The 24,359-nt window shown below is 72.4% G+C and carries 21 protein-coding genes and 2 pseudogenes; 7 read left to right on the forward strand and 16 right to left on the reverse strand.

Features of this window, described 5'->3' with window-relative positions:
- Positions 1–832: carboxyl transferase domain-containing protein (locus tag EEJ42_RS45990; protein ID WP_281291673.1), on the reverse strand; the 832-nt coding region annotated here is incomplete at its 3' end.
- 82 nt (positions 833–914) lie between these two features.
- On the opposite strand from EEJ42_RS45990, the gene EEJ42_RS45995 reads away from it, so the two are divergent.
- The 4 genes and pseudogenes from EEJ42_RS45995 (at position 915) to EEJ42_RS53585 (ending at position 3,957) form a co-directional block, all read left to right on the forward strand.
- Entirely contained in the window at positions 915–1,247 is a 333-nt protein-coding gene (locus EEJ42_RS45995) for an ArsR/SmtB family transcription factor (RefSeq protein ID WP_123108090.1), read from the forward strand.
- Positions 1,247–1,516: a hypothetical protein gene (locus tag EEJ42_RS46000; protein WP_184503592.1), complete on the forward strand. Its 270-nt coding sequence runs from the start codon at positions 1,247–1,249 to the stop codon at positions 1,514–1,516. The genes EEJ42_RS45995 and EEJ42_RS46000 overlap by 1 nt, the downstream gene beginning before the upstream one ends.
- A gap of 142 nt (positions 1,517–1,658) precedes the next feature.
- Positions 1,659–2,774 (forward strand): annotated as a pseudogene (locus tag EEJ42_RS53580) (MMPL family transporter); the annotation flags it as partial.
- A 136-nt stretch (positions 2,775–2,910) separates the two neighbouring features.
- Positions 2,911–3,957: an MMPL family transporter gene (locus EEJ42_RS53585; protein ID WP_246097867.1), complete on the forward strand. Its 1,047-nt coding sequence runs from the start codon at positions 2,911–2,913 to the stop codon at positions 3,955–3,957.
- 20 nt (positions 3,958–3,977) lie between these two features.
- Here EEJ42_RS53585 and EEJ42_RS46010 read toward each other — a convergent pair whose 3' ends face one another.
- Positions 3,978–4,475: a MarR family winged helix-turn-helix transcriptional regulator gene (locus EEJ42_RS46010; RefSeq protein ID WP_123108092.1), complete on the reverse strand. Its 498-nt coding sequence runs from the start codon at positions 4,473–4,475 to the stop codon at positions 3,978–3,980.
- Positions 4,476–4,588: 113 nt separating this feature from the next.
- On the opposite strand from EEJ42_RS46010, the gene EEJ42_RS46015 reads away from it, so the two are divergent.
- Entirely contained in the window at positions 4,589–5,005 is a 417-nt protein-coding gene (locus EEJ42_RS46015) for an organic hydroperoxide resistance protein (RefSeq protein WP_123108093.1), read from the forward strand.
- A 45-nt stretch (positions 5,006–5,050) separates the two neighbouring features.
- Here the strand turns inward: EEJ42_RS46015 and EEJ42_RS46020 are convergent, their stop codons facing one another.
- The 4 genes from EEJ42_RS46020 to EEJ42_RS46035 all read right to left on the reverse strand — a co-directional run bounded on the left by EEJ42_RS46020 (position 5,051) and on the right by EEJ42_RS46035 (position 11,296).
- Positions 5,051–5,695 carry a LysE family translocator gene (locus tag EEJ42_RS46020; protein WP_123108106.1) on the reverse strand — a complete coding sequence of 215 codons (645 nt, stop codon included), beginning with the start codon at positions 5,693–5,695 and terminating at the stop codon, positions 5,051–5,053.
- Between the two features lie 44 nt (positions 5,696–5,739).
- The gene (locus tag EEJ42_RS46025) at positions 5,740–6,603 is read right to left on the reverse strand and encodes an esterase/lipase family protein (RefSeq protein WP_123108094.1); all 864 of its coding nucleotides are present in this window, start codon (positions 6,601–6,603) and stop codon (positions 5,740–5,742) included.
- 182 nt (positions 6,604–6,785) lie between these two features.
- Positions 6,786–7,793 (reverse strand): DNA polymerase Y family protein, encoded by a 1,008-nt coding sequence (locus EEJ42_RS46030; protein WP_123108095.1) that lies wholly within the window; start codon positions 7,791–7,793, stop codon positions 6,786–6,788.
- Complete coding sequence (locus EEJ42_RS46035) at positions 7,790–11,296, reverse strand: DNA polymerase III subunit alpha (protein WP_123108096.1); 3,507 nt, start codon at positions 11,294–11,296, stop codon at positions 7,790–7,792. The genes EEJ42_RS46030 and EEJ42_RS46035 overlap by 4 nt, the downstream gene beginning before the upstream one ends.
- A gap of 221 nt (positions 11,297–11,517) precedes the next feature.
- Between EEJ42_RS46035 and EEJ42_RS46040 the strand changes: the two genes are divergently transcribed.
- On the forward strand, positions 11,518–11,970 hold the full coding sequence (locus EEJ42_RS46040; protein WP_123108107.1) for a PPOX class F420-dependent oxidoreductase: 453 nt from the start codon (positions 11,518–11,520) through the stop codon (positions 11,968–11,970).
- A 344-nt stretch (positions 11,971–12,314) separates the two neighbouring features.
- A complete protein-coding gene (locus tag EEJ42_RS46045; protein ID WP_123108097.1) occupies positions 12,315–12,764 on the forward strand; it encodes a subtilase-type protease inhibitor in 450 nt (149 codons plus the stop codon).
- A 164-nt stretch (positions 12,765–12,928) separates the two neighbouring features.
- Here EEJ42_RS46045 and EEJ42_RS46050 read toward each other — a convergent pair whose 3' ends face one another.
- The 10 genes and pseudogenes from EEJ42_RS46050 to EEJ42_RS53590 form a co-directional block, all read right to left on the reverse strand.
- A complete protein-coding gene (locus EEJ42_RS46050) occupies positions 12,929–14,005 on the reverse strand; it encodes a S1 family peptidase (RefSeq protein ID WP_123108098.1) in 1,077 nt (358 codons plus the stop codon).
- A 260-nt stretch (positions 14,006–14,265) separates the two neighbouring features.
- Entirely contained in the window at positions 14,266–15,192 is a 927-nt protein-coding gene (locus EEJ42_RS46055; RefSeq protein WP_123108108.1) for a slipin family protein, read from the reverse strand.
- A gap of 163 nt (positions 15,193–15,355) precedes the next feature.
- Entirely contained in the window at positions 15,356–16,261 is a 906-nt protein-coding gene (locus tag EEJ42_RS46060) for a S1 family peptidase (RefSeq protein WP_123108099.1), read from the reverse strand.
- 316 nt (positions 16,262–16,577) lie between these two features.
- Positions 16,578–17,885 carry an NtaA/DmoA family FMN-dependent monooxygenase gene (locus EEJ42_RS46065; RefSeq protein WP_123108100.1) on the reverse strand — a complete coding sequence of 436 codons (1,308 nt, stop codon included), beginning with the start codon at positions 17,883–17,885 and terminating at the stop codon, positions 16,578–16,580.
- Positions 17,882–19,012, reverse strand: coding sequence for an LLM class flavin-dependent oxidoreductase (locus tag EEJ42_RS46070; protein ID WP_123108101.1), 1,131 nt, complete (start codon positions 19,010–19,012; stop codon positions 17,882–17,884). Before EEJ42_RS46070 ends, EEJ42_RS46065 begins: the two co-directional genes overlap by 4 nt.
- A gap of 32 nt (positions 19,013–19,044) precedes the next feature.
- A complete protein-coding gene (locus tag EEJ42_RS46075) occupies positions 19,045–20,010 on the reverse strand; it encodes an ABC transporter substrate-binding protein (RefSeq protein ID WP_123108102.1) in 966 nt (321 codons plus the stop codon).
- 29 nt (positions 20,011–20,039) lie between these two features.
- Positions 20,040–20,792 (reverse strand): amino acid ABC transporter ATP-binding protein, encoded by a 753-nt coding sequence (locus EEJ42_RS46080; RefSeq protein ID WP_184503593.1) that lies wholly within the window; start codon positions 20,790–20,792, stop codon positions 20,040–20,042.
- A gap of 5 nt (positions 20,793–20,797) precedes the next feature.
- The gene (locus EEJ42_RS46085) at positions 20,798–21,685 is read right to left on the reverse strand and encodes an amino acid ABC transporter permease (RefSeq protein WP_123108104.1); all 888 of its coding nucleotides are present in this window, start codon (positions 21,683–21,685) and stop codon (positions 20,798–20,800) included.
- Positions 21,686–21,727: 42 nt separating this feature from the next.
- Positions 21,728–23,644: an FAD/NAD(P)-binding protein gene (locus tag EEJ42_RS46090; protein WP_123108105.1), complete on the reverse strand. Its 1,917-nt coding sequence runs from the start codon at positions 23,642–23,644 to the stop codon at positions 21,728–21,730.
- Between the two features lie 420 nt (positions 23,645–24,064).
- Positions 24,065–24,359 (reverse strand): annotated as a pseudogene (locus tag EEJ42_RS53590) (hypothetical protein); the annotation flags it as partial.

The following is a 24,359-nucleotide window of genomic DNA, read 5'->3' on the forward strand; positions in this document are numbered from 1 at the left end:
CCCCGCGCCCCGCCACGTCGCCGCGCCCCGCCACGTCGCCGCGCCCCGCCACGTCGCCGCGAGCCGCCACGTCGCCGGACTCGGCCTCGGCGCCTGACCGAAAACCGACCCCGGCCGGTACGTCCTGGTCGCCGCACAGCACCCGCAGCACCCGCGCCGCGACCTCCGCGAGGCGGCTGGTCGGGAGCACCGCGTCGATCAGGCCGTGGTTCATCAGGTTCTCGGCGACCTGCACGCCCGCCGGGAACTCCTCGCCGTACAGGGCCTCGTGCACCCGCGGGCCCATGAAGCCGATGAGGGCGCCGGGTTCGGCGGCGGTGACATGGCCCAGGGAGCCCCAGGAGGCGAGGACGCCGCCGGTGGTGGGGTGGCGTACGTGCACCAGGTACGGCAGCCCCGCGGCCTTGTGGTCGGTTATCGCCGCCGCCACCTTCACCATCTGGAGGAAGGCGACCGTGCCCTCCTGCATCCGGGTCCCGCCCGACGCCGGGGCGGCCAGCAGCGGGAGCCGTTCCGCCGTGGCGCGCTCGACGGCGCGGACCAGCCGCTCCCCCGCCGTGACCCCGATCGAGCCCGCCAGGAAGCGGAACTCGCAGGCCACATAGGCGACCCGGCGCCCCTCGATGCGCCCCTCGCCCGTGATCACCGACTCGTCGAGCCCGGTGCGCTCGCGGGCCCGCTCCAGGTCGGCCCGGTAGTCGGGGTCGGTCGTGGTGATCTCGACCGGTTGGTCCCAGCTGCGCCGGCTGCCGGGGTCGAGGAAGGTCTCGACCAGGTCGATGGCGGACTTGCGGGCCTTGTCGGCGCCCGTGCGGGGATGAGTTCCGGTCATGTCTGACACCTTCCACGCATCCGACACCGCTCAATCATTCTCGGCATGTGCTAACTTTTTTTTGCATGTGCAGGGTTTCGCTATGACGGAAGAGCCGGAACCGACCGGAGACGAGCTGGTCCGCGTACTGGCCACGCTCTCCAATCCGCACCGGCTGCGGGTGATCGCGGCGCTGTCCCGGGAGAGCACATACGTCAGCGAGCTGGCCCGTTCACTGGGCATCAGCCGCGCGCTGCTCCAGGTGCATCTGCGAAAACTGGAGGCCGCCGGGCTGGTGTCGGCGCGGCTGGAGGTCTCGGAGGACGGAAAGGCCATGAAGTTCTACGAGGTGAACCGGTTCGCGTTCCGGCTCACCCCGGAAGCCATCGAGGCCGCGGAACGGACGCTGACCCCGGAGACGAAGGGAAACACGTGATGGACGGGCACGACTGGACGGAGGTCGTCGGGGCCTTCGGTCTGTTCGCTCTGGTCACCACCGTACTGACCACGCTCATCTGGCAGTTCGCGGCCACGCGGCGCGCGAAGGTCCAGGTCGTACGGGAGCTGGAGTACCGCAAGATCGCGGAGGAGGCCGTGGCCACCCAGCAGAAGACCGAGATCCAGCTGCGGGAGATCGGCGAGACGCTCACCGCGCTGAAGGGCCGGATGGACGCGCTGGAGCGCATCCTCCAGACCGTGGAGTAGCGCCGTGGCGTAGCGGAGAACACGCGCTGGGCCGCCGAGCGGCAACTCGACGGCCCAGATGGACGAAGCAGCGGCACCAACTCGCCCCAGCGGGGCGAGCCCTCTTGTGGAAACGCTCCTTCTGCGGAAAGGACAGCAGCTCATGCTGCCGAAAAGCAAACCGGATCCCGCGAAACCGGGCCCCGCGGGTCCCGCTCTCGTGGAACGGATCGCCGGATGGTCGGTCCGGCACCGCGCGGCGGCCATCGCCGGGTGGTTCGCGCTGGTGGCCGTGGCCGTGCTCGCGGGCGCGCTGATACCGGGCGGGACGGCGAGCAGCACCGACCCGGGCGAATCGGGCCGCGCCGACCGGGTGCTCGGCGCCCAGCGCTCCTACGCCCCGCCCCAGGAGAACGTCCTGGTCCAGCACCGTACGCAGGGCACAGCAGACGCACCGCGCTTCACCGCCGACCCCGCGCTGCGGCGGGCCACACGGGACCTGGTGACGGCGCTGCGCGCGGCGCCGGGCGCGGTGCGCGACCTCCGCTCCCCGCTGGACGACGACCGCCAGCTGTCGAAGGACGGCCGCTCCGGTCTGGTCACCTTCCAGGTGGCGGGCCCGAACGAGCGGATGGACGCCCACTACGAGGCCGCGGTCCGGGCCGTCGAGGCGGTCCGGGCCCGCCACCCGGACGTCACGCTGGCGCAGGCGGGCGACCGGAGCCTGTCACGGGTGGTCGACGACAGCATCAAGGGCGACTTCGCCCGCGCGGAGTTCTTCTCCCTTCCCCTGACCGTCGTCATCCTGCTGGTGGTCTTCGGCTCGCTGATCGCCGCCGCGATCCCGCTGCTGCTCGCGGCGACGACCGTCATCGGCACCTTCGGCCTGTCCCAGGTGGCCGCCCACTGGGTGCCCATGAACAGCGCCACGTCCTCGATGGTGCTGCTGATCGGCGTGGCGGTGGGCATCGACTACTCGCTCTTCTACCTGCGCCGGGCCCGTGAGGAACGGGCCGCCGGGCACGGCGTCGCCGAGGCGCTGCGCATCACCTCGCGCACCTCGGGCCGGGTGGTGGTGGTCTCGGGCCTCACGGTCATGCTGTGCCTGAGCGGGCTGCTGTTCACGGGCGTGGACAACCTCCAGGGGCTGACGGTCGGCGCCGGGCTGGTGGTCGGGGTCGCGATGATCGGCTCGGTGACCGTGCTGCCCGCGCTGCTCGCCCTGCTGGGCAGCTGGGTGGACCGGGCCCGCATCCCCTGGCTGGGCCGCCGCCGTACCGCCGCGGCCGAGTCCCGGCTGTGGTCGGCGGTGGCCCGCGCGGTGGTGCGGCGGCCGCTGGTGTGGGGCGGTTCGGCGGCGCTGGCGCTGCTGGTGCTGGCGCTGCCCGCGCTGGGGGCGGTTGCAGGACGCATCGGTGACGGACAGTCTGTCGCGGGATGTCCCGGCGGTGGACGCGGCGGCGCGGATGCAGCAGGCGTTCCCGGGCACGCCCGCCCCGGCGTGGGTGGTGATCTGGAGTACGGGGGCCGGTACGGACGCGGTGGACGATCCGGCCGTACGCAAGGCGGTCGACAGCCTGCACGGCCGCGCCGCCGCCAGCCGCGGCGCGCTGCACGAACCGATCACCAGCGCGGCGGTCGACCGGGCGCTGCTGGTTCGGGTCCCCCTCGCGAGCTTCGGCTACGACGACACCGCCAACCGGGCGCTCACGACCCTGCGGAAGCACACCCTGCCCGCCGCCCTCGGCCACCTGGACGGGGTCGACTACGCGGTCGCGGGCAAGACGGCCATCACGCACGACTTCACCCGGCAGGTCACCGACCGCACCCCGGTCGTGTTCGGCTTCGTGCTCGCCCTCGCCTTCGTCCTGCTGACGGTGTCGTTCCGCTCCCTGGCCATCCCGGTGATCTCGATCGCGCTGAACCTGCTGTCGATCGGCGCCGCGTACGGCGTGCTGACCTGGGTGTTCCAGGACGGTCACCTGGGCTCGGTGCTCGGCTTCACGGCGTACGGCGGGGTGATCGGCTGGCTGCCGCTGTTCATGTTCGTGATCCTCTTCGGGCTGAGCATGGACTACCACCTCTTCGTGCTCAGCCGGATCCGGGAACGCGAGCGCGAGTGCGCGGAGGCGCGCGAGGCGATCGTGGGCGGCATCGCGGCCGGGGCGGGGGTGGTCACCAGCGCGGCCGTCATCATGACCGCGGCCTTCAGCGTCTTCGTGGTGCTGTCGGCGATCGAGTACAAGATGATGGGCGTCGGCCTGGCGGTGGCCATCCTCATCGACGCCACCGTGGTCCGCGGGGTGCTGCTGCCCGCCGCCATGGCCCTGCTGGGCCGGGGCCGGTCCCGGGGACGGCCGGTGGCCGGTTCCGGGGGAATGGTGACGGCGCCCCCCCCGGAACCGAACGCTCCAGTATCGCCCCGGTCCGGTGACCCCGGCGCGGTGAGCCCGGCGCGCTGAGCCCATGCCCGCGGGCGCGCTCAGTCCTCTTCGTCGGCCAGCGCCGCGTCGAGCGCCGCCGTCAGCCGCTGGACCCGTGACCGCAGATCGGCCAGTTCCTCGTGGTCCAGGCCGGTCGACCGGATCACCTTCAGGGGGACCTCGCGGGCCTGCTCCTTGAGCGCCTCGCCCTCCGCCGTCAGCCGGACCGTCACCGAGCGCTCGTCGTGCGCGCTGCGCTCGCGCATGACGAGTCCGGCCGACTGCATGCGCTTGAGCAGCGGCGAGAGGGTGCCCGAGTCCAGCCGCAGGAACTCGCCCAGCTGCTTGACCGGCATCTCGCCGTGCTCCCACAGCACCAGCAGCGCCAGGTACTGCGGGTACGTCAGCTCCGTGTCGCGCAGCACCCGTCGGTAGATGCCGCCGAACGCGCGCGAGGCGGCGTGCAGGGCGAAGCAGAGCTGGAGGTCGAGCCGGAGCGGATCGTCCGCCGTGACGGCTCCGCTCGGCGCGGGAAGCGGGTCGGGCTGAGATGACATATGACCAGCGTACCTCTTAGTTGTGCACAATTTAATTGTGTGCTCTACTTGGGCCACTGCCGGACCCCGGCCGGACTCCCCCGGCCACCGGGACTCGAAAGGGATTGGTCTTCATGGATGCGCTCTACACCGCGGTGGCCACGGCGAACGGCCGCGACGGACGCGCCGTCAGCTCCGACGGCCGGCTCGACCTGCCCCTCGCCATGCCGCCCGCCCTCGGCGGCGACGGCCAGGGCACCAACCCGGAGCAGCTGTTCGCCGCGGGCTACGCCGCCTGCTTCGCGAGCGCGCTCGGCCTCGTCGGCCGCCAGGCGAAGGTGGACACCAAGGACATCTCCGTCACCGCCGAGGTCGGCATCGGCAAGGACGAGTCGGACGGCGGCTTCGCCCTCAAGGTGACGCTGCGCGTCGAGCTGCCGGGCGACCTGGAGAACGAGACCGGCCGCAAGCTGGTCGAGCAGGCGCACCAGGTGTGCCCGTACTCGAAGGCGACGAAGGGCAACATCGAGGTCGAGCTGATCTCCGAATAAGCCGAATAAGCGAAGAAGCCGAATCCGCCGCGCAGCCCGCGCGGACTACTCCGTCGCCACCCGCACTCCGAGCCCGATCAGGGCGGCCCCCAGCAGGGTGTCCTGAGCCCGCCGCACCCGGCGGGAACGGAGGAGATGGCGGAGGCGGTGGACGGCCCAGGCGGTGAGGCCGAGCCCGGCGAACTGGAACAGCACGGCGACCGCCGCGAGGCCCAGGGCGATCGGCACCGCCTGGGCCGCGCGGCCCGCGGGGACGAACTGGGGCAGGGCCGCCACGAAGAACAGCGTCGCCTTGGGGTTGGTGAGGTTGGTCAGCAGCCCCTCGGTGAAGGGATTGCCGCCGCGCGGCGCCGCGGCCCCCTCCCCGGCGGGCGCGGGGTCCGGACCGGGGACGGCGGCACCGGGCGACCGCCAGGCGGACCACAGCGAGCGCCCGCCGAGGACGACCAGCAGCAGGGCGCCCGCCAGCTTGACCGCCTCGAAGGCCGCGTCGCTGCGCAGCAGCAGTTCCGCCAGGCCGAAGGCGACCGCCGTCGCGTGCACGAACAGCCCGGCCGCGCAGCCGAGCGCGGTGCGCAGCCCGGCCGCACGCCCGCCGCGCAGCGCGCTGCGGATCACCACGGCGGTGTCCAGGCCGGGCGTGATCGTGATCAGCAGACACAGCCCGAGGAACGACGCGAATCCAGTCATGCGGCCCATTGTGATACGCCGGAGGCCCGGATTCGACCCCCGCGTCAGTCGTCCGAGGCGCAGGTCGTCGGGGTGGCGTGCTCCGGGTCGAGGGCGTTGGCGGCCTCGTGGAAGGCGAGGCCGTCGGTCATCCCGATGGTCACGTGCTCGGACAGGTCGGAGGCGCACAGGTCCTGGAGCACGACGTTCTTGACGTCCGGGCCGGTCAGGAACTGGCTGCGGTACGGCGTGACCACCTCGTCGTACCGGGTGGCGATGACGGTGTAGCGCACCCCGGGAACGGTGTCGCCGCCCGCGTTGAGCCGGTTCAGGAAGTCCGACCCGGCCACCTGGTCCATCAGCCCGGGGGCCGCCTTGGCGACGGCGTCGTCGAGGCCCGGGAAGAAGTCCAGCAGCTTCGTCAGCCCGGACAGGGTCGTGCCGTGGTTGGACGGGGCGAGGCCCACCAGGGCGTTCACCTTGGCCGCGCCGCCCAGGAACTTCAGGTAGTAGCGGGGCATCATCCCGCCCTGCGAGTGGCCGACCATGTCGACCTCGGCGGCTCCGGTGGCGGCGAGCACCCGGTCGACGTACGACGACAGCTGCCCGGCGGACCGGTCGACGGGGCCGAGCCCGTGGAAGAAGGGCACGCCGGGGAGTTGGCCGTAGTCGAGGGAGAAGACGCAGTAGCCGCGGTCGACCAGGTACGGGGCGAGGCCGAGCCAGTTGTCGACGGAGTTGCCGAGGGTGCCGTGGACGAGGACGACGGGCCGGGGGTGCTGGGCGGAGGGCTTGCAGGAGTAGTCGTTCCAGCCGCTGTCGGTGGTCTGCGACGACTGGGCGGCCGCGGTGGCGGGGGCCGCGGTCGCCGCCGCGACCGCCAGGGTCAGGGCGGGCAGTAAGGTGCGGATGTTCCTCCAGGGCAGCATCACATGAACTCCTCGCGGTGGGGGTGGAGTTGCACTGACGGCGCACCCTGTGACCCGGATCACAAACGTGTGGCGCGGGGATCAAATTACGCGTGAGTAGCGAAGACTTCCAGCCATCGGCCGGTGAAGAAAGGTTCACGTAGCCCTTACGCCACGTCCAGGTCCTACGCGACGTCCAGGGCTTACGCGACGTCCAGGAACCCGGCGGGCCGGACCGCGGACGCCCCGAAGCGGGCCCGCGCCCGGTCGGCGGCGGCCTCCGCCCGGCGGGCCTTGTCGTCCTCGGCATCGAAGGACAGCTGGTGGGAGGCGAGTTCGGCGCCCATCAGCCCCTCGGCCCGCAGCGCGACGGACCGCACCCGGGCCCGCTGGAGCCCGAGCGCGTCGTGCAGCGCGTACGCGGCGGCGGTCAGCACCGGGGTGTGGGCGGTCGGCTCGGTCAGGGTCCGGGAGCGGGTCGTCGAGGAGCCGTCGGCGTACCGGACGGTGAGGCCGAGCCGGGCCGCGATCTGCCCGCTCGTCCGCAGCCGGATGCCGAGCCCGTCGGCGAGCGTCAGCAGCGCCCGGCGCCGCCGGACCGGGTCCAGCTCATCGTGGTCGAAGCGGTGTTCCGCGCCCACGGCGCGGGCGGGGGCGTTCGGGGTGACGGGCGCGGGGTCGATGCCGTGCGCCCAGGCGTGCACCCGGCGCGCGGTCGCCGCGCCGAGGATCCGCTGGAGCGTGGCCAGCGGCGCGGCGGCGATCCGCTCGGTGCTGTCGAGCCCGTACGCACACAGGGCCCTGGCGGTCGCGGCGCCCACGCCGGGCAGGGCGATGGGCGGCTTACGGGCCAGGAAACCGGCGACGGCGTCGGGGTCGCCGGGGACGGTACGGACCGCGCCGGGCGTGTTCGGCGGGGCGTCGTGGGCGGCCATGCGGGCGAGCATGGGGTTGGCGGCGACACCCACGACGCAGTCGACGCCGTACCGGGCCAGCGCCCGCACCCGTACGATCTCCGCGAGCCCCGCCGCGTCCCGCCCGAAGTACCGCAGCGCACCACGGACATCGGCGAGCGCGGCATCGGGCGGCAGCGCCTCCACGACGGGCGTCACCTCGCCGAGCAGCGCGAGCAGCCCCTGATAGACGTCCTCGGCGAGCGGGGCGTCGGCCTGGAACCGCACGTACAGCACATGGGGGTTCTCGGTGCTCATCCCGCGCTCCCCGGGCTCGAGTGCCACAGCTTGCGGCCGGTGGCGGACTGCTCGCCCGCGGGCCGGAGGTCGGCCCAGGGGTGCATGGCGTAGCCGGTGGACAGCTGGATCCGGCGGCCGGAGTCGGCCCCTTCCGCGTCTCCGTCCGCACCCGCACCCGCGCCCGCGCCCGCCAGTTCGGCGGCGACCGCTTCCAGGCCGCCTTCGCTGCGCAGCCGGGCCAGTTCGGCGAGGTTCCAGACGGCCGAGCCGACGACGCTGAGGCTGCGCGGGCCGCGGCGCTGGACGACGCCGCGCACCAGCAGCAGCCAGGAGTGGAAGACGGTGTGCGCGCAGGCGGCGTGGCTGTCGTCGAAGAAGGCGCAGTCGACCAGGCCCGTGCCGTCGTCCAGGGTGGTGAAGATGACCCGGCGGCCGGAGCGGATCGGCGGGGTCTGGGTGGCGGCCTTGGCGCCCGCGACGAGCACCGTCTCCCCGTGCCGGGCCGACCGCAGCCGCTTCGCGGGCATCGCGCCCAGCTCGTCCAGGAAGGCCCGGTGGTCGGCCATCAGATGGCGGGAGACGTCCATGCCGAGGATGCCCAGCTCGGCGCCGAGGCGTTCGCCGTCGTCGAGGTCGGGCAGCCCGGCGGGGGCGGGCGGGCCGGTTTCGGCCAGCGGCAGCTGCCCCTCGTCATGGGTCCCGGCGCGCTGCCGGTGCAGTTCGGCGATGTGCAGCAGCAGGTCGCGGCGGCCCGTACCGAACGCGTCCAACGCCCCGACCTGGGCCAGCCGTTCGGCGACGGGGCGCCCGGGGTGGGCGCGCAGCCACAGGTCCTGGAGCGAGGAGTAGGGCTGACCGGCGGCGATCCGCCGCGTCTCGGCCTCGCTGATGCCGTGGACGTCGCTCAGTGCCAGCCGGACGCCCATATCGCCGCCCCCGGACGTCCCGGACACCAGTTCGATCCGATACTCGGAGCCCGACCGGTTCACATCGAGCGGAAGGATCGGCACGCCCCGCCGCCGCGCGTCCGCCAGCAGCAGCCGCTTCGGGTACATCCCGGGGTCATGCGTGAGCAGTCCCGCGTAGAAGGCCGCCGGATGGTGCGCCTTGAGCCAGGCGGACTGGTACGTGGGGACCGCGAAGGCGACCGCGTGCGCCTTGCAGAAGCCGTACGAACCGAACGCCTCGACGATCTCCCAGGTACGGCCCAGCACCTCCGCCGAGTACCCCCGCCGGCCCGCCTCGGCGTGGAACCAGGCCCGTACCCGGCCCTGCCGTTCGGGGTCGGACAGGGCGCGGCGCGCCTCGTCGGCGAGGTCCCGTTCGCATCCGGTCATGATCGACAGGATCTTGATGATCTGCTCGTGGAAGACGACGACCCCGTAGGTCTCGCGCAGCGCGTCCTCCAGGTCCGGATGCGGATAGCGGGCGGGGCGGCGGCCGTGCCGGGCCTCGATGAAGGGGCGCACCATGTCGGCGGCGACCGGGCCCGGCCGGAAGAGCGATATGTCGACCACGAGGTCGTGGAAGGAGTCGGGCTGGAGCCGTCCGAGGAGATCGCGCTGGCCGGGCGACTCGATCTGGAAGCAGCCGAGCGTCTCGGTGGAGCGGATCAGGTCGTACGTCGCCGGGTCGCCGGGCCGGACCTGCGCGGGGTCGTCGAGGTCCACGGTCTCCCCGGTGGCCCGCCGGATCTCGGCGACCGCGTGCGCCATCGCGGACTGCATGCGCACGCCGAGGACGTCGAGCTTGAGCAGCCCCAGCTCCTCGACGTCGTCCTTGTCGAACTGCGACATGGGGAAGCCCTCGCCGCTGGTCGGCACGATGGGGGTGCGGGCGAGCAGCCCGGCGTCCGAGAGCAGCACCCCGCAGGGGTGCATGGCGATGCCGCGGGGCAGGCCGTCGAGCGCCTCGACCAGATCCCAGAGCTTGCCGAAACGCTCCTGCTCAGCCGCTACTTCCTTGAGCTCCGGCAGTTCGGCGAGCGCCGCGCGCGCGTCGCGGGCGCGGATGTGCGGGAAGGACTTGGCGAGCCGGTCCACCTCGGCCGGGTCCATACCGAGGGCCGCGCCCACGTCCCGTACGGCGTGCCGCACCCGGTAGGTCTCGGGCATCGAGACGGTCGCGACCCGCTCCGCCCCGAAGCGGTCGAAGATCGCGCGGTAGACGTCGAGGCGGCGCGCCGACTCCACGTCGATGTCGATGTCGGGCAGCGCGGCCCGCCGCACCGACAGGAAGCGCTCCATCAGCAGACCGCAGGCCACGGGGTCGGCGTGGGCGACGCCGAGCAGATGGTTGACGAACGAGCCCGCGCCGGAGCCGCGGGCGGCCACCCGCACCCCGAGCGCCCGGGTGTCGTCCACGACCCGGGCGACGGTGAGGAAGTACGAGGCGAAGCCGAGCCGTTCGATGGTGCGCAGCTCGTCCTCAAGACGCTCCCAGCGCGCCCGGTCGCGGTCGTAGCCGCGCAGCACCATGGCGGCGGCGCAGCGCGACCGCAGCACCCGCTCGGCGCTCCGCCGCCCCGCCCCGACCAGGCGCGGTTCGGGGAAGTGGACGGTGCCGAGGCCGATGTGGTCCTCGGGGTCGACCAGGCACGCGGCGGCGGTGCGCGCCGTCTCCTCCAGCAGCCGGTGCGCGCCGTCCCGCCGCTGCCCGGCCGCCTCCGCGATCCGCTCGGCGGCGCGCGCCATGTCGCGCGGGCCCTTGAGCCAGCGTTCCCCGCCGTCGAGCGAGGCGGGGTCGCGCGGGTCGATGGGGACGAGCCTGCGGGCGGAGTCCAGGACGTCGGCGACCGGGCCCTCGCCGGGGTCGGCGTAGCGGACGGCGTTGCTGAGGACGGCCCGGACGCCCTGGTCGGCGGCGAAGCCGACGGTACGGGCGGCCAGCCGCAGCGAGCCGGGTCCGGTGCCGGAGCGGCCGTGCCACACGGCCTCGAGACGCAGCGCGTCGCCGAACAGTTCGCGCCAGGGGGCGAGCAGCCGCGCGGCCCGGTCGGGGCGTCCGGCGGCCAGGGCGCGGCCGACGTCGGAGTCCGGGCCGAGGAGCGCGGTCACCGGGGCGAGCGCCCCGGGGGTGCTCAGCAGATCGCGCCAGTGCAGCAGGGGCGGCCCGTCGCCGTTGGTCCGGGCGGAGCCGGGGTGGCCGAGCCCGGCGTGGGCGGCGGAGACCAGCCCGCACAGCGCGGCCCAGCCGGCGGCGCCGTCCCGGGCGAGGAAGACCGCCCGGGGCGCGGACTCGTCGATGAACGCCCCGCCGCGCACCGGCGTGCGCCGCCGGGCCGTGTGCCCGGGGTCCGGGGGTTCCGCCCGGACGGCCAGATCCACCCCGAAGAGCGGCCTGACCCCCGCGGCCTCACTCGCCCGGGCGAACCGCACCGCTCCGGCGAGGCTGTCGCGGTCGGTCAGCGCGATGGCGTCCATGCCGCGCTCGGCGGCGCACGCCGCCAGCCGCTCCGGGTGCGCGGCGCCGTACCGCATGGAGAACCCGGAGGCGGTGTGCAGATGCGTGAAGCCTGGCATCCGCACCTCCTGCTGGTCACACCCCCTGGCCGATCCTGCTCTGCTCGTCCTCCCCGGCCCCCACCTTAACCCCATTCTCGAACAAGCGTGCGAGCGATGTCGAACGACCGTCGGACGCTCCTCGCGGCGCTTCCATATACACCATAAGCATGCAAATCCCCCCTTCATTCCGCGTGTCGCATCCCGGGAAATCGGCCATCGACGCCCGTATCCTGATCACCATGACGGAGCCGACCCTGCTCGACCTGCTGCGGGAACAGCGCACCGGCGCGCTCGTCACCCTCAAGCGCGACGGCCGCCCCCAGCTGTCCAACGTCGCCTACAGCTACGACCCGACCGAGCACCTCATCCGCATCTCGGTCACCGACGACCGCGCCAAGACCCGCAATCTGCGCCGCGATCCGCGCGCGAGCTTCTACGTCACCAGCGGCGACCGCTTCTCCTACCTGGTGGCCGAGGGCACCGCCGAGCTGACACCGGTGACGACCGACCCCCACGACGCCACCGCCGACGAGCTGGTCGAGGTCTACCGCGCCATCCAGGGCGACCACCCGGACTGGGAGGAGTTCCGCGCCGCGATGGTGGCGGACCGCCGCCTGGTGGTGCGGCTGCGGGCCGACCGCGCGTACGGCTGGGGCCGCCACACCGGTCCGCTCAGCGGCGGACTCGACTGACTCGTCCCGTTACGGTCGGCTTGCCCTGGCAGATTCTCGCTCTGGTGTCACTCACGCACCGGTACTCCCGGGCCACCTCTCAGCTGAGCGCGCTTGAATCGATTTGAGCGGCGCTGAACTGTCGTTCGACATCGCAGCGCACCGATCGCACTCCCCCGGCCCGCACACCTGGCCGCACCCGGTCGACACGCGGCGTTCCCCTGGGCCACACCGTGCACACGCGACAATGAGCCACCGAATGACTACTTGTGGCGACCGGAAGTGCTCGATCAACGTGCGTTCCCGATGCGCGGGGCGTAGAACTCCGTCCGGTATCTGCAAGCACGAGCAAGGGAGTGTTCGATATGCGGAAGACGACAGGGGCGATCGGCGGCCTCGGAGCCGCGCTGGCCATGAGCGCCGCGCTCGGACTGGGGGCGAGCGGCACGGCACACGCCGAGCCCGCGACGCCGAAGAGCCTGTACCCGCCCTCCGCGCTGGTCCTCACCGTCGGCTACGGACCCGACGACGCGTCCTCGGTGGCCGTGCAGCGGGCGGTGACGCTCAGCTGTCAGCCCACCCCCACGGGTACCCACCCGGCGCCCGCCCGAGCCTGCGCCGAACTGCGCGCCGTGAACGGCGAGTTCTCCACGCTGACCGAGGCGACCGAGTCCGGCCGGATGTGCACCAAGGAGTGGCGGCCGGTGACCGTCACCGCGGAGGGCATCTGGGACGGTCAGCGGGTGTCGTACGAGCACACCTTCGCCAACAACTGCCTCAAGAACGCGGCCGTGACGCAGCTCTACGAGTTCTGAGGTCTGCGCGTTCCGAGCAGCCGCACAGGCTGAACAGGCCGAGCGGGCCGAGCGAAGCGAAGGCCCCCGGACACCGTCCACGGGTGTCCGGGGGCCTGTCCCTGTGCGGGCGCGTGCCGCGGGAGAGCTGCCGGGCTGTCGAGCTGCCGTGAGCTGTCGGCGCGTCAGCCGATCTTGGCGCCGTACGCCTCCAGCGCCTCCGGCACCGGCTGGAAGAACGTCTCGCCGCCCGAGGAGCAGTCACCGCTGCCGCCGGAGGTCAGACCGAGCGCCGTGTCGCCCGCGAAGAGCGCGCCGCCGCTGTCGCCGGGCTCGGCGCAGACGTTGGTCTGGATGAGCCCGCTGACCGAGCCCTCCTGGTAGTTGACGGTGGCGTCCAGGCCGGTGACCTCGCCGTCGTGCACCTGGGTGGTGGAGCCGCTGCGGGTCACCTTCTGGCCGACGGTGGCCTCACCGGCCTTGGAGATGGCCTGGCTGTCGCCGTTGTAGAGGTTCACCTCGCTCGGGTGCGCGACGTCCTTGGTGTACTTGACCAGGCCGTAGTCGTTGCCGGGGAAGTCGCTGCCCTCGTTGGCCCCGATCTCGTCACCGCCCTGCGAGTCGGACCAGCTCTTGATGGACTCGGTGCAGTGACCGGCGGTCAGGAAGTACGGCTGGCCGTCCTTGACCACGTTGAACCCCAGCGAGCAACGCCCGCCACCGCCCCAGATGGCGTCGCCGCCCGCGAGGAAGGTGGAGAACTTACCGGCCGAGCGCTTCACCTCGACCTTGTCGCCCAGGCTCTTGGCGACCTTGTTGAGCGTGGCCATCCGGCTGCCCTTGACGCTGCTGTCCGCGGTGACGACGACCTTGTTGGCTCTGGGGTCGACCGACCACGAGGTGCCGGGAATGGTCGCCTTGTCCTTCAGGGTGGTGCGCGCCTGCTTGAGCTGGGCCAGCGTGTGCTCGACCACCTTGGCCTCGGCGCCCGCGTCGCGGACCTGCTCGACGGCGGCCTTGTTCACCACGTTGACCACGAGCTTCTTGGCCTTGGCGTCGTAGTACGAACCGGCGGCGTCGCTCTTGAGCGCCGAGGTGAGGGTGTTCGCGAGCTTGCCCGCGGAGTTCACCGACAGCGTGTGGGGCTGCGGCTCGGTGGGGGCGGCGTTGGCGTTCTGCAAGGTGAGGGCGGCGGCGGCCAGAGCCATGGCTCCGGCCCCGGCTATGACGGCACGGCGCTTGGGTATGCGGCGGTGCTTCAACTCTCGGTCCTCCAGTGGGGGGTTGGGCCGTCGGCAGTGGGGTGCCCGGCCCGGAGGGCGTACGGCACGGGGCGCGCCTGCCCGTGCGGGAGCGCGTCCATGCCAAATTGCGCCGCCGAGTATTCCCAGCGCAGCGGGGGGCGCACAAGACCGCGTTCACGTCATCTGCGGGAAATTTATGGAGCGTGGATCCTCATATCAGGACATGACGGTGCCCGCGCGCCTCGAACGGGCACGCGGGCACGGGGTTGATGCGCGGCTCAGCGCTCCACGACACGCTCCGCTTCATGCTCCGGTTCGCGCTCCGTCAGCCTGGGGACGGCCGGAGCGGGCGGGACCGCCTCCTGCTGCCCGGCGGACACCGATTCCTGACCGGCGGACACCGGTTCCTTGGCGCCGCCGCCGTCCGCCCGGGCCGCCTCCGGGGGCTGCTGGCCCCGCTCCAGGAAGCGCAGCAGTTCCACCGGGATGGGCAGGACCAGCGTGGAGTTCTTCTCGGCGGCGACCGCCATCACCGTCTGGAGCAGCCGCAACTGGAGGGCGGACGGGGTCTCGGCCATCTGCGCGGCTGCCTCGGCGAGCTTCTTCGACGCCTGGAGCTCCGCGTCGGCATTGATCACCCGGGCCCGGCGCTCCCGGTCGGCCTCCGCCTGGCGGGCCATCGACCGCTTCATGGTCTCCGGCAGCGACACGTCCTTGATCTCGACGCGGTCGATGTGGACGCCCCAGCCGACGGCCGGGCTGTCGATCATCAGCTCCAGCCCCTGGTTGAGCTTCTCCCGGTTGGAGAGCAGATCGTCAAGATCGCTCTTGCCGATGATCGAACGCAGCGAGGTCTGGGCCATCTGGGAGACCGCGAAGCGGTAGTCCTCGACCGCGATGATCGCCTCGGCCGGGTCCACGACCTTGAAGTAGACGACCGCGTCGACCCGCACGGTCACGTTGTCGCGGGTGATGCCCTCCTGGGCGGGCACGGGCATCGTCACGATCTGCATGTTCACCTTGCGGAGCCGGTCGAAGGCCGGAGCGATCATGGTGAAGCCGGGCCCCCGGATATCCGAGCGGAGCCTCCCGAGCCGGAAGACCACCCCCCGCTCGTACTGCTTGACCACGCGGGCCGCCGCTATGGCGCAGACGACTCCGGCACAGGCCAGGATCACCACCACTGTCACGAGTGCATCGAGCATCACGGCCACCTGCCGTCCGTATCGCGAACGATGCCCCACCTGGGGTACCGATGTCCACGATAGTCCCGCTCCGCCCGGCCTGGGAGACCTGCGGAAAAGCGGAAAACCCCCGCCCGGAGGGCCCGGGCGGGGGTGCGTCGATCGGTGCGCCGACCGTGTCCTCTTAGTAGACGCTCACGCCGTACGCGTTCAGCGCCTCGACGACCGGCTGGAAGAACGTGGTGCCGCCGGAGGTGCAGTTGCCGCTGCCGCCGGAGGTGAGGCCGAGGGCGGTGGAACCGGCGTACAGGGGGCCGCCGCTGTCGCCGGGCTCGGCGCAGACGGTGGTCTGGATCATGCCGTACACGATGTCGCCGCCGCCGTAGTTGACGGTGGCGTTCAGCGCGGTGACCCGGCCGCTGTGGGTGCCGGTGGTGCTGCCGCGCCGGGTGACCGTCTGGCCGACGGTCGGGTTGGCGGCGCTGGTGATGTCCTGGCTGCCGACGGTCCCCTGGGGGGTGACGGAGCCGCTGTACCGGACCAGACCGTAGTCGTTGGTCGGGAAGCTGGAGCCGGACGTCGGGCCGATGGTGGTGGTCTTGCCGGAGTTCGACCACCAGGTGCCCGCACCGTCGGTGCAGTGGCCGGCGGTGACGAAGTAGTTCGCCCCGCTGCTGTTGCGCACGTTGAAGCCGAGTGAGCAGCGCCAGCTACTCGCGTAGATCGCGTCACCGCCGGAGATCAGCTTGTTGATCTTGCCCGGGGTGCGCTTGATCTCGATCGCGTCGGCGTTGGCGCCCGCCGCGTCCTTGATCTTGGCTATCTCGCTCTGGGAGACGGTGCTGTCAGCGGTGACGACCAGGTTGTTGGTCGCCTTGTCGACATACCAGGCGGTGCCCGCGACATCGGCGTCCAGGACGGCGTCGCCCGCCGCCTTGGCCTCGGCCGCGGTGAAGGTGCGGGGCCAGTCGTTCCCGGCGTAGGCGGCGGGGGCGGCGAGCGCCGTCCCCGCCACCAGGGCCGACGTGGCGGCGAGGAGTGCGATGCGTCTCGCCCGGGTGCCGTGGGGGGTAGTGCGCTTGATCCTCAACTCTTCCTCCGAGGGAATCGGGGGTCTGCTTGGGTGGGCAGGCCCGTGAGGCGCAGTCAGCGAGCACGCCGGATGGAAATTTCAGACGTGCTCCTGACAAGCGCTGCCCGGAAGTATTCGCGGCCACGACCGCAAAGGGCAAGAGGACAATTCGGAAACCCACCGGGCACACGCCACATGGCCCCGGCGTCTTTCGGCCGCCGGGGCAGTGCGCCCTTCCTCTCGGGCACCCGGTGAGACGACCGCTGCGGCCGCCGGGTTCCACGTGGCGCCCGGTCCCGTGGCCCCGCCCCCGGGCGGCCGCCTCCGGTACCGGCTATTCCGGGGCGGCCGGGCGGGAAAGCCCCAGATGGTCGCGGAGGGTGTGGCCCGTGTACGCGGTGCGGAAGACGCCCCGTTCCTGGAGCAGCGGAACCACCCGGTCCACGAACTCGTCGAGCCCGCCGGGGGTCAGATGCGGCACCAGGATGAAGCCGTCGGCGGCCTCGTCCCGTACGAAACGCGCCATCTCCCCGGCGACCGCCTCCGGGGTGCCGATGAACGACTGCCGCCCGGTCGTCTCGATGACGGTCTGCCGGATGGAGAGCCCCTTCTCCTCCGACAGCGCCCGCCACTTGGCGGCGAGCGCCAGCGGATCGGCGTGCCGCACCCGGCCCTGGACGAGCTGGGAACCGGGGTCCGGGTCGATGTCCGGAAGGGGGCCGTCCGGGTCGTATCCGGACAGGTCCACCCCCCAGACCTGTTCCAGGGCGAGGATCGCGGTCTGCGGCGAGACCTGCTGCCGCCGGATCTCGGCGGCCCTCTCCTGGGCCTCGGCCGCGGTGTCGCCGAGGACGAAGGTGACGCCGGGCATGATCTTCAGATCCCCGGGCGCCCGGCCGTACGCCGCCAGCCGCCGCTTGACGTCGGCGTAGAAGGCGCGGCCCGCCTCCAGGCCGCCGTGCCGGGTGAAGATGATGTCGGCGGCGGAGGCGGCGAACTCCCGGCCCTCGTCGGAGTCCCCGGCCTGGATCACCACCGGGTGGCCCTGCGGGGAGCGCGGTACGCCGAACCGCCCCTCGATGTCGAACTGCTCGCCCCGGTGCGCGAACGGGCGCGGCGCACCGCCCTCCGGCCAGGAGTCCCACAGCTCGCGCGCGACGGCGACGAACTCGGCGGCCCGGGTGTAGCGGTCGGCCCGGTCGAGGTAGCCGCCGCGCCGGAAGTTCTCGCCGGTGAACGCGTCGGATGAGGTGACGACGTTCCAGGCGGCGCGGCCCCCGCTGAGGTGGTCGAGGGAGGCGAGGCGGCGGGCGAGTTCGTACGGCTCGTTGAAGGTCGCGTTGACGGTGGCGGCCAGACCCAGCCGGTCGGTGACGGCGGCGAGCGCGTTCAGCACGGTGAGCGACTCGGGCCTGCCCACCACGTCGAGGTCGTGGATGCGGCCGCCGTGCTCCCGCAGCCGCAGTCCCTCGGCGAGGAAGAAGAAGTCGAACAGACCGCGCTCGGCGGTGCGCGCCAGATGGTCGAAGGAGGAGAAGTCGATCTGACTTCCGGACCGCGGATCAGCCCACACCGTCGTGTTGTTGACGCCGGGGAAGTGCGCGGCCAGATGGATCTGCCGGGGCTGCTGTCGGTCGTTCACAGGGCTGCCTCCCTCGCGCGGGCGTAGCGGTTGGCCGGGCGCGGCCGCCCCAAGTGCTCGCGGAGCGTCGTACCCGGATAGAAGGTGCGGAACAGCCCGCGGTGCTGGAGCAGCGCGACCGTGCCGTTGACGAAGCGCTCCAGGTCGCGGCGCGGGACGACGGGGGTGATGTGGAAGCCGTCCACGGCACCGGCGTCCTGCCATCCGGCGATCAGGTCCGCGAGGTCGACCGGTCCCCCGCGGTACAGCGGCGGGGCACCGTCCCTGGCGGTCAGCCGGTCCGGGGAAGTCGGCGGGCCCTGGGCGGTCGACGGGCCCTGATGCGGGGCGGGTTCGACCGCGCCTTCGCCGTCGCCCAGGTCCACCGCGAGGGCGGCGAGCACGGTGAGCGCGCCCGGGTCCCGGCCGTACGCGACCGCGCGGCGCCGCAGTTCGTCCCGGACCCGGCCCGCCGCCCCCGCGTCGGTCGCCCGTATGTAGGCCACGTCGGCGTGGCGGGCCGCGGTGTCCCAGGTCACCGGGTCGGCGGCGGCGACGGCGACCACCGGGTGGCCCTGGGGCGGGCGGGGCACGATGGCGGGGCCGCGCACCCGGAAGGCGGCGCCCTCGTAGTCGACGTAGTGCAGCTTGTCGCGGTCCACGAAGCGGCCGGTGGCGGTGTCGCGGATCTCCGCGTCGTCCTCCCAGCTGTCCCACAGCCGGGCGGAGACGTCGGCCACCTCGCCCGCCTCCGCCCAGAGTTCGGCGGCGGGGGCGGCGGGGCGGCGGCCGACCAGCCGCGCCTCCGCCTCGGTGGCCGACACCTCGACGGTCCAGCCCGCCCGGCCGCGGCTCACCCAGTCCAGGGTGGCCACGGCGGACGAGACGTGGAACGGCTCGGTGTAGGTGGTGGTGACGGTCGGCACCAGGCCGATCCGCTCGGTGGCGGGCGCGACGCGCGCGAGGACGGCGAGCGCGTCGAGCCTGCCCTGCCCGTCCCCCGGCGGGCCGAGCGTGTCGTCCAGGGTGACGAAGTCGAGCGTGCCGCCCTCGGCGAGGCGCGCCAGCTCGATGTAGTACGGCGCCGCGTACTGGCCGACGCCGTCGATGGCGGCGGCCAGGTGCAGGGGGCCGGTCGGTGTGGCCATGGGTTCGGGGCCCTTCTCTGTCGGGGAGCCGGTCAGCTCGTGGGCAGGCCGCGCGGGTTGATCTCGGACTTCTTCACGGCCTCACTGGCCAGCCCCCAGCGCTTCAGGACCCGGGCGTACGAGCCGTCCTGGATGATGTGGTCGATGGCGGCGGCGTACGCGTCGACCAGCCCGCTGCCCTTCTTGGTGGTGGCCGCGATCTTGCCCTGCACCAGGTCGCCGCCGCCGGAGAGCGTGCCGACGATTTCGGTCTGCCCCGCCGAGGCGACGTGGTAGGCGGCGGTGGGGTGGGGGCCGAGATAGGCGTCGATGCGCCCGGACTGGAGGGCGAGGTAGTAGTCGGTGTCCTTCTGGAAGTACTTGATGTCGACGGGCTTGCGGCCCGCCTTCTCGTTCTCCTTGCTCCAGTCGACGAGGATCTTCTCCTGGTTGGTGCCGGAGGAGACCGAGACGGTCTTGCCCGCGACGTCCTTCGGGCCCTTGATCCGCCACGAGGTGCCCTTCTTGGCCTCGAAGGCGAGGTTGTCCAGCCGGTAGGTCGCGAAGTCGTACTTCTCCTTGCGCTCCTCGGTGACGGTGACGTTGGAGAAGACGGCGTCGAACTTGGAGCTGTCCAGGCCGACGAAGAGGTTCTCCCAGGAGACCGCCTCGAACGCGACCTTGAGCCCGAGGGTGTCGGCGACCAGGGTGGCGAGGTCGATCTCGACGCCGATCCGGGTCTTGTCGTCGGTCGCGTAGAAGCCGAGGGGCGGCGAGGCGTCGGCGCTGCCGCCGAGGCGCAGCGTGCCGCGGCGGCGGATCGCCTCGGGCACCTCGGCCGCGATCGCGTCGACCTTCTTGCCTCTGATCCGGTGCTGCCGCGGGCTGACGTTGAAACCGGCGCCCTTCTTGCCGTCGGCGCCCACCGTCTGCTGGGCGTCACCGTCGCCGCAGGCGCTGAGCAGGGCGGTGGCGGGGACGGCGGCGAGGGCGGCCAGGAGGGTGCGGCGGGTGGTCACGGGGGTGCTCCTTGCGTGCATGGGGTGGTTCACAGGACCTTGGAGAGGAACGCCTTGGTGCGCTCGTGCCGGGGATGGTCGAGCACCTCGGAGGGCGGGCCCTGCTCGACGATCCGGCCCTCGTCCATGAAGACGACGGTGTCGGCGACCTCGCGGGCGAAGCCGATCTCATGGGTGACGACGATCATGGTGGTGCCCTGGTCGGCCAGGTCCTTGATGACGTCGAGGACCTCGCCGACCAGCTCGGGGTCGAGGGCGGAGGTCGGCTCGTCGAACAGCAGCAGCTCGGGCTCCAGGGCGAGCGCGCGGGCGATGGCCACCCGCTGCTGCTGCCCGCCGGAGAGCTGCCGGGGGTACGCGGACGCCTTGTCGCCGAGCCCGACCCGGGCGAGCAGCCGCTCCGCGGTCTCCACGGCCTGCTTCCTGGGGCGGCGCAGGGCGGACACCGGGGCCTCGATGATGTTTTCCAGCACGGTGAGGTGCGGGAAGAGGTTGAAGTTCTGGAAGACGAAGCCGATCCGGGTGCGCTGCTTGAGGATGTCGCGCTCGCGCAGCTCGTACAGCTTGTCGTTGCGCCTGCGGTAGCCGACCAGCGAACCGGCGACGCTGATCCAGCCGCTGTCGACCTTCTCCAGGTGGTTGATGGTGCGCAGCAGCGTGGACTTGCCGGAGCCGGACGGGCCGAGGACGACGGCCACCTCTCCGGTGCGCACCTCCAGGTCGATGCCGCGCAGCACCTCCAGCGTCCCGAAGCTCTTGTGGACGGAACGGATGTCGACCATGGCGGTCATCGGGTGGCTCCCCGGGAGAAGTGGCGCTCGACGTAGTACTGCGCGATCGAGAGCAGCGTGGTCAGGATGACGTACCAGACCGTCGCGACCATCAGGAGCGGCACGACCCGGCCGTTGCGCCCGTAGATGACCTGCGTCTGGTAGAAGAGTTCGCCGATCGCCATGACGGAGACGATCGAGGTGCCCTTGAAGAGGGAGATGACCTCGTTGGCGGCGTTCGGCAGGATCGAGCGCATCGCCTGCGGCAGCACGATGCGGCGCAGCTGCCGCAGCCGGGGGATGCCGAGGGCGGCGGCCGCCTCCAGCTGTCCGGTGTCGACGGCGAGGACGCCGCCGCGCACGATCTCGGCCGCGTACGCCGCCTGGTGCAGGGCGAGTCCGAGGACGGCCGCGCTCATCGCGCCGACGAGTCCGGCGGTGTCGAAGGAGAAGAAGCCGGGCCCGAACGGGATGCCGAAGTCGAGCCGCTTGTAGAGATAGGTGAGGTTGAACCAGAAGAGCAGCTGGACGATGAGCGGGATGGAGCGGAACGCCCAGATGTAGGTGAAGGCGACCGACTTCAGGAACGGGCTTTTGGACAGCCGCATGAAGGCGAGCACGATGCCGAGGGCGAAGCCGAGCGCGGTGCCGTAGAACGTCAGCTGGAGGGTGATCCAGACGGCCTTGAGGATCGTCTCGGTGGCGAAGAAGTCGGCGAAGACCTCCCATTCCCAGCCGGGGTTGGTGACCAGGCCGTGCGCGAACTGGGCGACCAGGACGGCCGTCGCGGCGACGGCGACCCAGCGCAAGGGGTTGCGTACGGGGACCACCTTCAGCGCGGAGTAGTCCTCGGGAGCGGCCCGTTCGGGTGCTTCTTCGACGGGTGGATCGGAGGTCAGAGACACGGGTGTCCTTAGGGGAAGCGGGGTTGTCGGGCGGGGTACGGCTCAGACGGCGAGCGAGGCGCGACAGGACAGGTCGCGCAGGCTCAGCAGCAGGGCGCGGGCGGTCGCGTCGTTCTGCCGGAACGCGGGGGCGTTGGTACGGGGCCGGGCGAAGGCGCCGGAGGAGCGGCCGTCGGTGTGCGGACCCAGCGCGAAACGGCGCGGGTGGGGGCGTCCGGACCGGTCCAGGATCCGGGCGTCGTCCGGGCTGACGGCGAGCAGCCCCGCGGGGGTGGCGGCCGCGCCGTCCCGGTGGAGGGCGCGCAGCAGCGCGTCGCGGGAGCGGGCCACGGTCGGCTCCGGCAACCGGGCCTCGACCAGGGCGCGGGCCTCGACCTGACTCCCGGGGACGCTCGCGCCGCCCGCCCGGAACACCCCGCGCTCCGGGTCGGTTTCCACGGTCATCCCGGCGCCGAGGAAGCGGACGACGCCGGCGCGGGAGAGCGCGAGGAGCTGTTCCAGGCGCGGACCGGGCGGACCGGAGGCGAGATAGCTGAAGAAGCCGTGCCACCAGCCGCCGTCGCCGAGGTCCCCGAGCCGGGTGAGCTGGCCGTAGACGGAGAGCAGGGCGAGGAAGACGGCCAGGTCGGTGCTGTGCGCGGGGTCGTGGCGGCGGGCGAGATCGGCCTCGATGTAGCCGCGCAGCCCCTCCTGGAGGGCGTCATGGCCGGGGAAGCGCAGCCCGTCGAGCGGATGGTCGAGGGCGTCGAGGTCGAGCCGGTCGGCCGGGTCGGGGACCGCGGCGGCCACCAGGGCGTGCAGTTCGGCGCTGCCGGGCGCGCAGGCGGCGTACTTCTCCTCGAAGTCGGACCACTCGGCGGCCGTGCGCTCCGGGTGGACGGTGAACAGCCGGTGGTAGTGGGCGAATCCGAGTTCCTTGTCGATCAGTGGCCGGATGTCGCGCCGGAAGTCGGGCGGGGTGGGGCGCCGCAGCAACGCCTCGACCTGGGCGGGGCCGAAGAAGCGGGGCACGGGCGGCCGTTCGCCGGACAGCTGGTAGCCGATCTTGGCGTGGTACGGGACGCCGCGGCGCGAGCCGACGTACAGCACGGGTTCGCGCCCGGAGGGCCGGTAGACCGGCTCCCCGGCGGGCCCGCGGTCGTACCGTCCGCCGCGTCCCTCGGTGAGCAGCACCATCAGGTCGACGAAGGCGAGGCCGAAGCCGCGGACGATGACCGGCTCGCCGGGCCGCAGCCGGCTCAGATCGCTGTCGGCGGTGAACTCGGGCGGCAGGTGCACGAGCTGGTGCTCGGCGGCGAAGGCGGACAGCGCCCGCTGCTCGGGGTCGGGCTCGGCGTCGAGATGGCCGAGGGCGAGGACCACGGCGTCGGCGACGAGCGGTTCGGCGCGCCCTTCCAGCCACACCTGCTGGCGTCCGTCGCGCGGTCCGGTGACCCGTACGGCGCGGTACGGGTGCTCCTGGACGGTGACCCCGGGCGGCAGGGCGGCCACCGACCGCTCGTACACCCAGCGCAGATAGGCGCTGTTCAGCCGCCGGGTGGCGAAGCTCCGGCCGGTCAGCGACGTGGCCTCGGCGACGGCCTCGGGCGGCAGGGCGGCCAGTTCACCGGCGGGCAGCGCCCCGCGGCGGACGCAGTCGGCCCACTCGGCGAGCGAGGGGCCGGGGCGGACCGGACCGTCCTGTTCCACCGACTCGTCGGTGAACAGGGTGATGTCCTCGGCCATGGAGTTCATCCACAGCAGCGGGGACTGGTCGGGGCGCCAGACGCGGCCGCCGCCGGGCGGATGCGGGTCGACCAGGTGCAGGGTGAACGGGGCTCCGTCGCCGTACAGTTCCGGCGCGTTGGCGGCGATCCGCTCGACGAGCCCGGCGGCGCGCGGGCCCGCGCCGACGATGACGACGGCGTGCGGTGATACGGCGTGCGGTGATGGGGAAGGGAGGTCCGGGGTGGCGGACATGCGAAGGCTCCGTGAGTTCGTAAAGGAACACACGCATTGCCTGCACACACGAAAAGCCGAGCCCCTCAGCACGGCGTGACGCCGAGGTTAAGGCGTCTCCACGGGCCGTTGTCAAGGCTGTCCGAACTGTGAGCGTCACGTCTCACCGCGGTTGACGCGGAAGCGGAAGGCTGCTCCACTTACCCCATGCACTCATGGCAGCGACTGGTCACGCGCGACCACATCGACTTCGGTCGGGTGTGGTCGTCGTCCTGTTCGGGCTGACACCGCCCGCCTCCGCTGCCCCTGGGCTCTTGAGGCTTCGCCTGCCCGCCGGTCCTTGCCGGTGTGGCCGCTCACGTCCGCGTCGTCACGCGCCTCCACACACGCTTCAGCGCTTCCCCCCTCCCCTCGCACCGTCTGCTCCGACGGCTGTGCGGGCTAGCAGTCGCAGCCGCAGTCACAACCGTCACAGCAGTTGCTACAGCACTCGCAACCATCACAGCAGTTACCGCAGCAATCACAACAGTCCGCGCAGTCACTGCACTTCTGGCACCAGCCCTCGCGCGGCTCCCCCGACCACGGGTCGTGGTACGGGTCCCGGCAGCACACCTGGCAGGTGCAGAAGAGCCCGGCCCACACCGCGCACCCGGCTATCAGCCCGCGCCGCCTGCCCCGGTCCGGCGGCTCGGGCGGCGTGCCGCCGGGGCCGCCGGGGGCGTCGGGCCCCTGCGGG

This window comes from Streptomyces botrytidirepellens (assembly GCF_003721215.1).
Lineage (GTDB): Bacteria > Actinomycetota > Actinomycetes > Streptomycetales > Streptomycetaceae > Streptomyces > Streptomyces himastatinicus.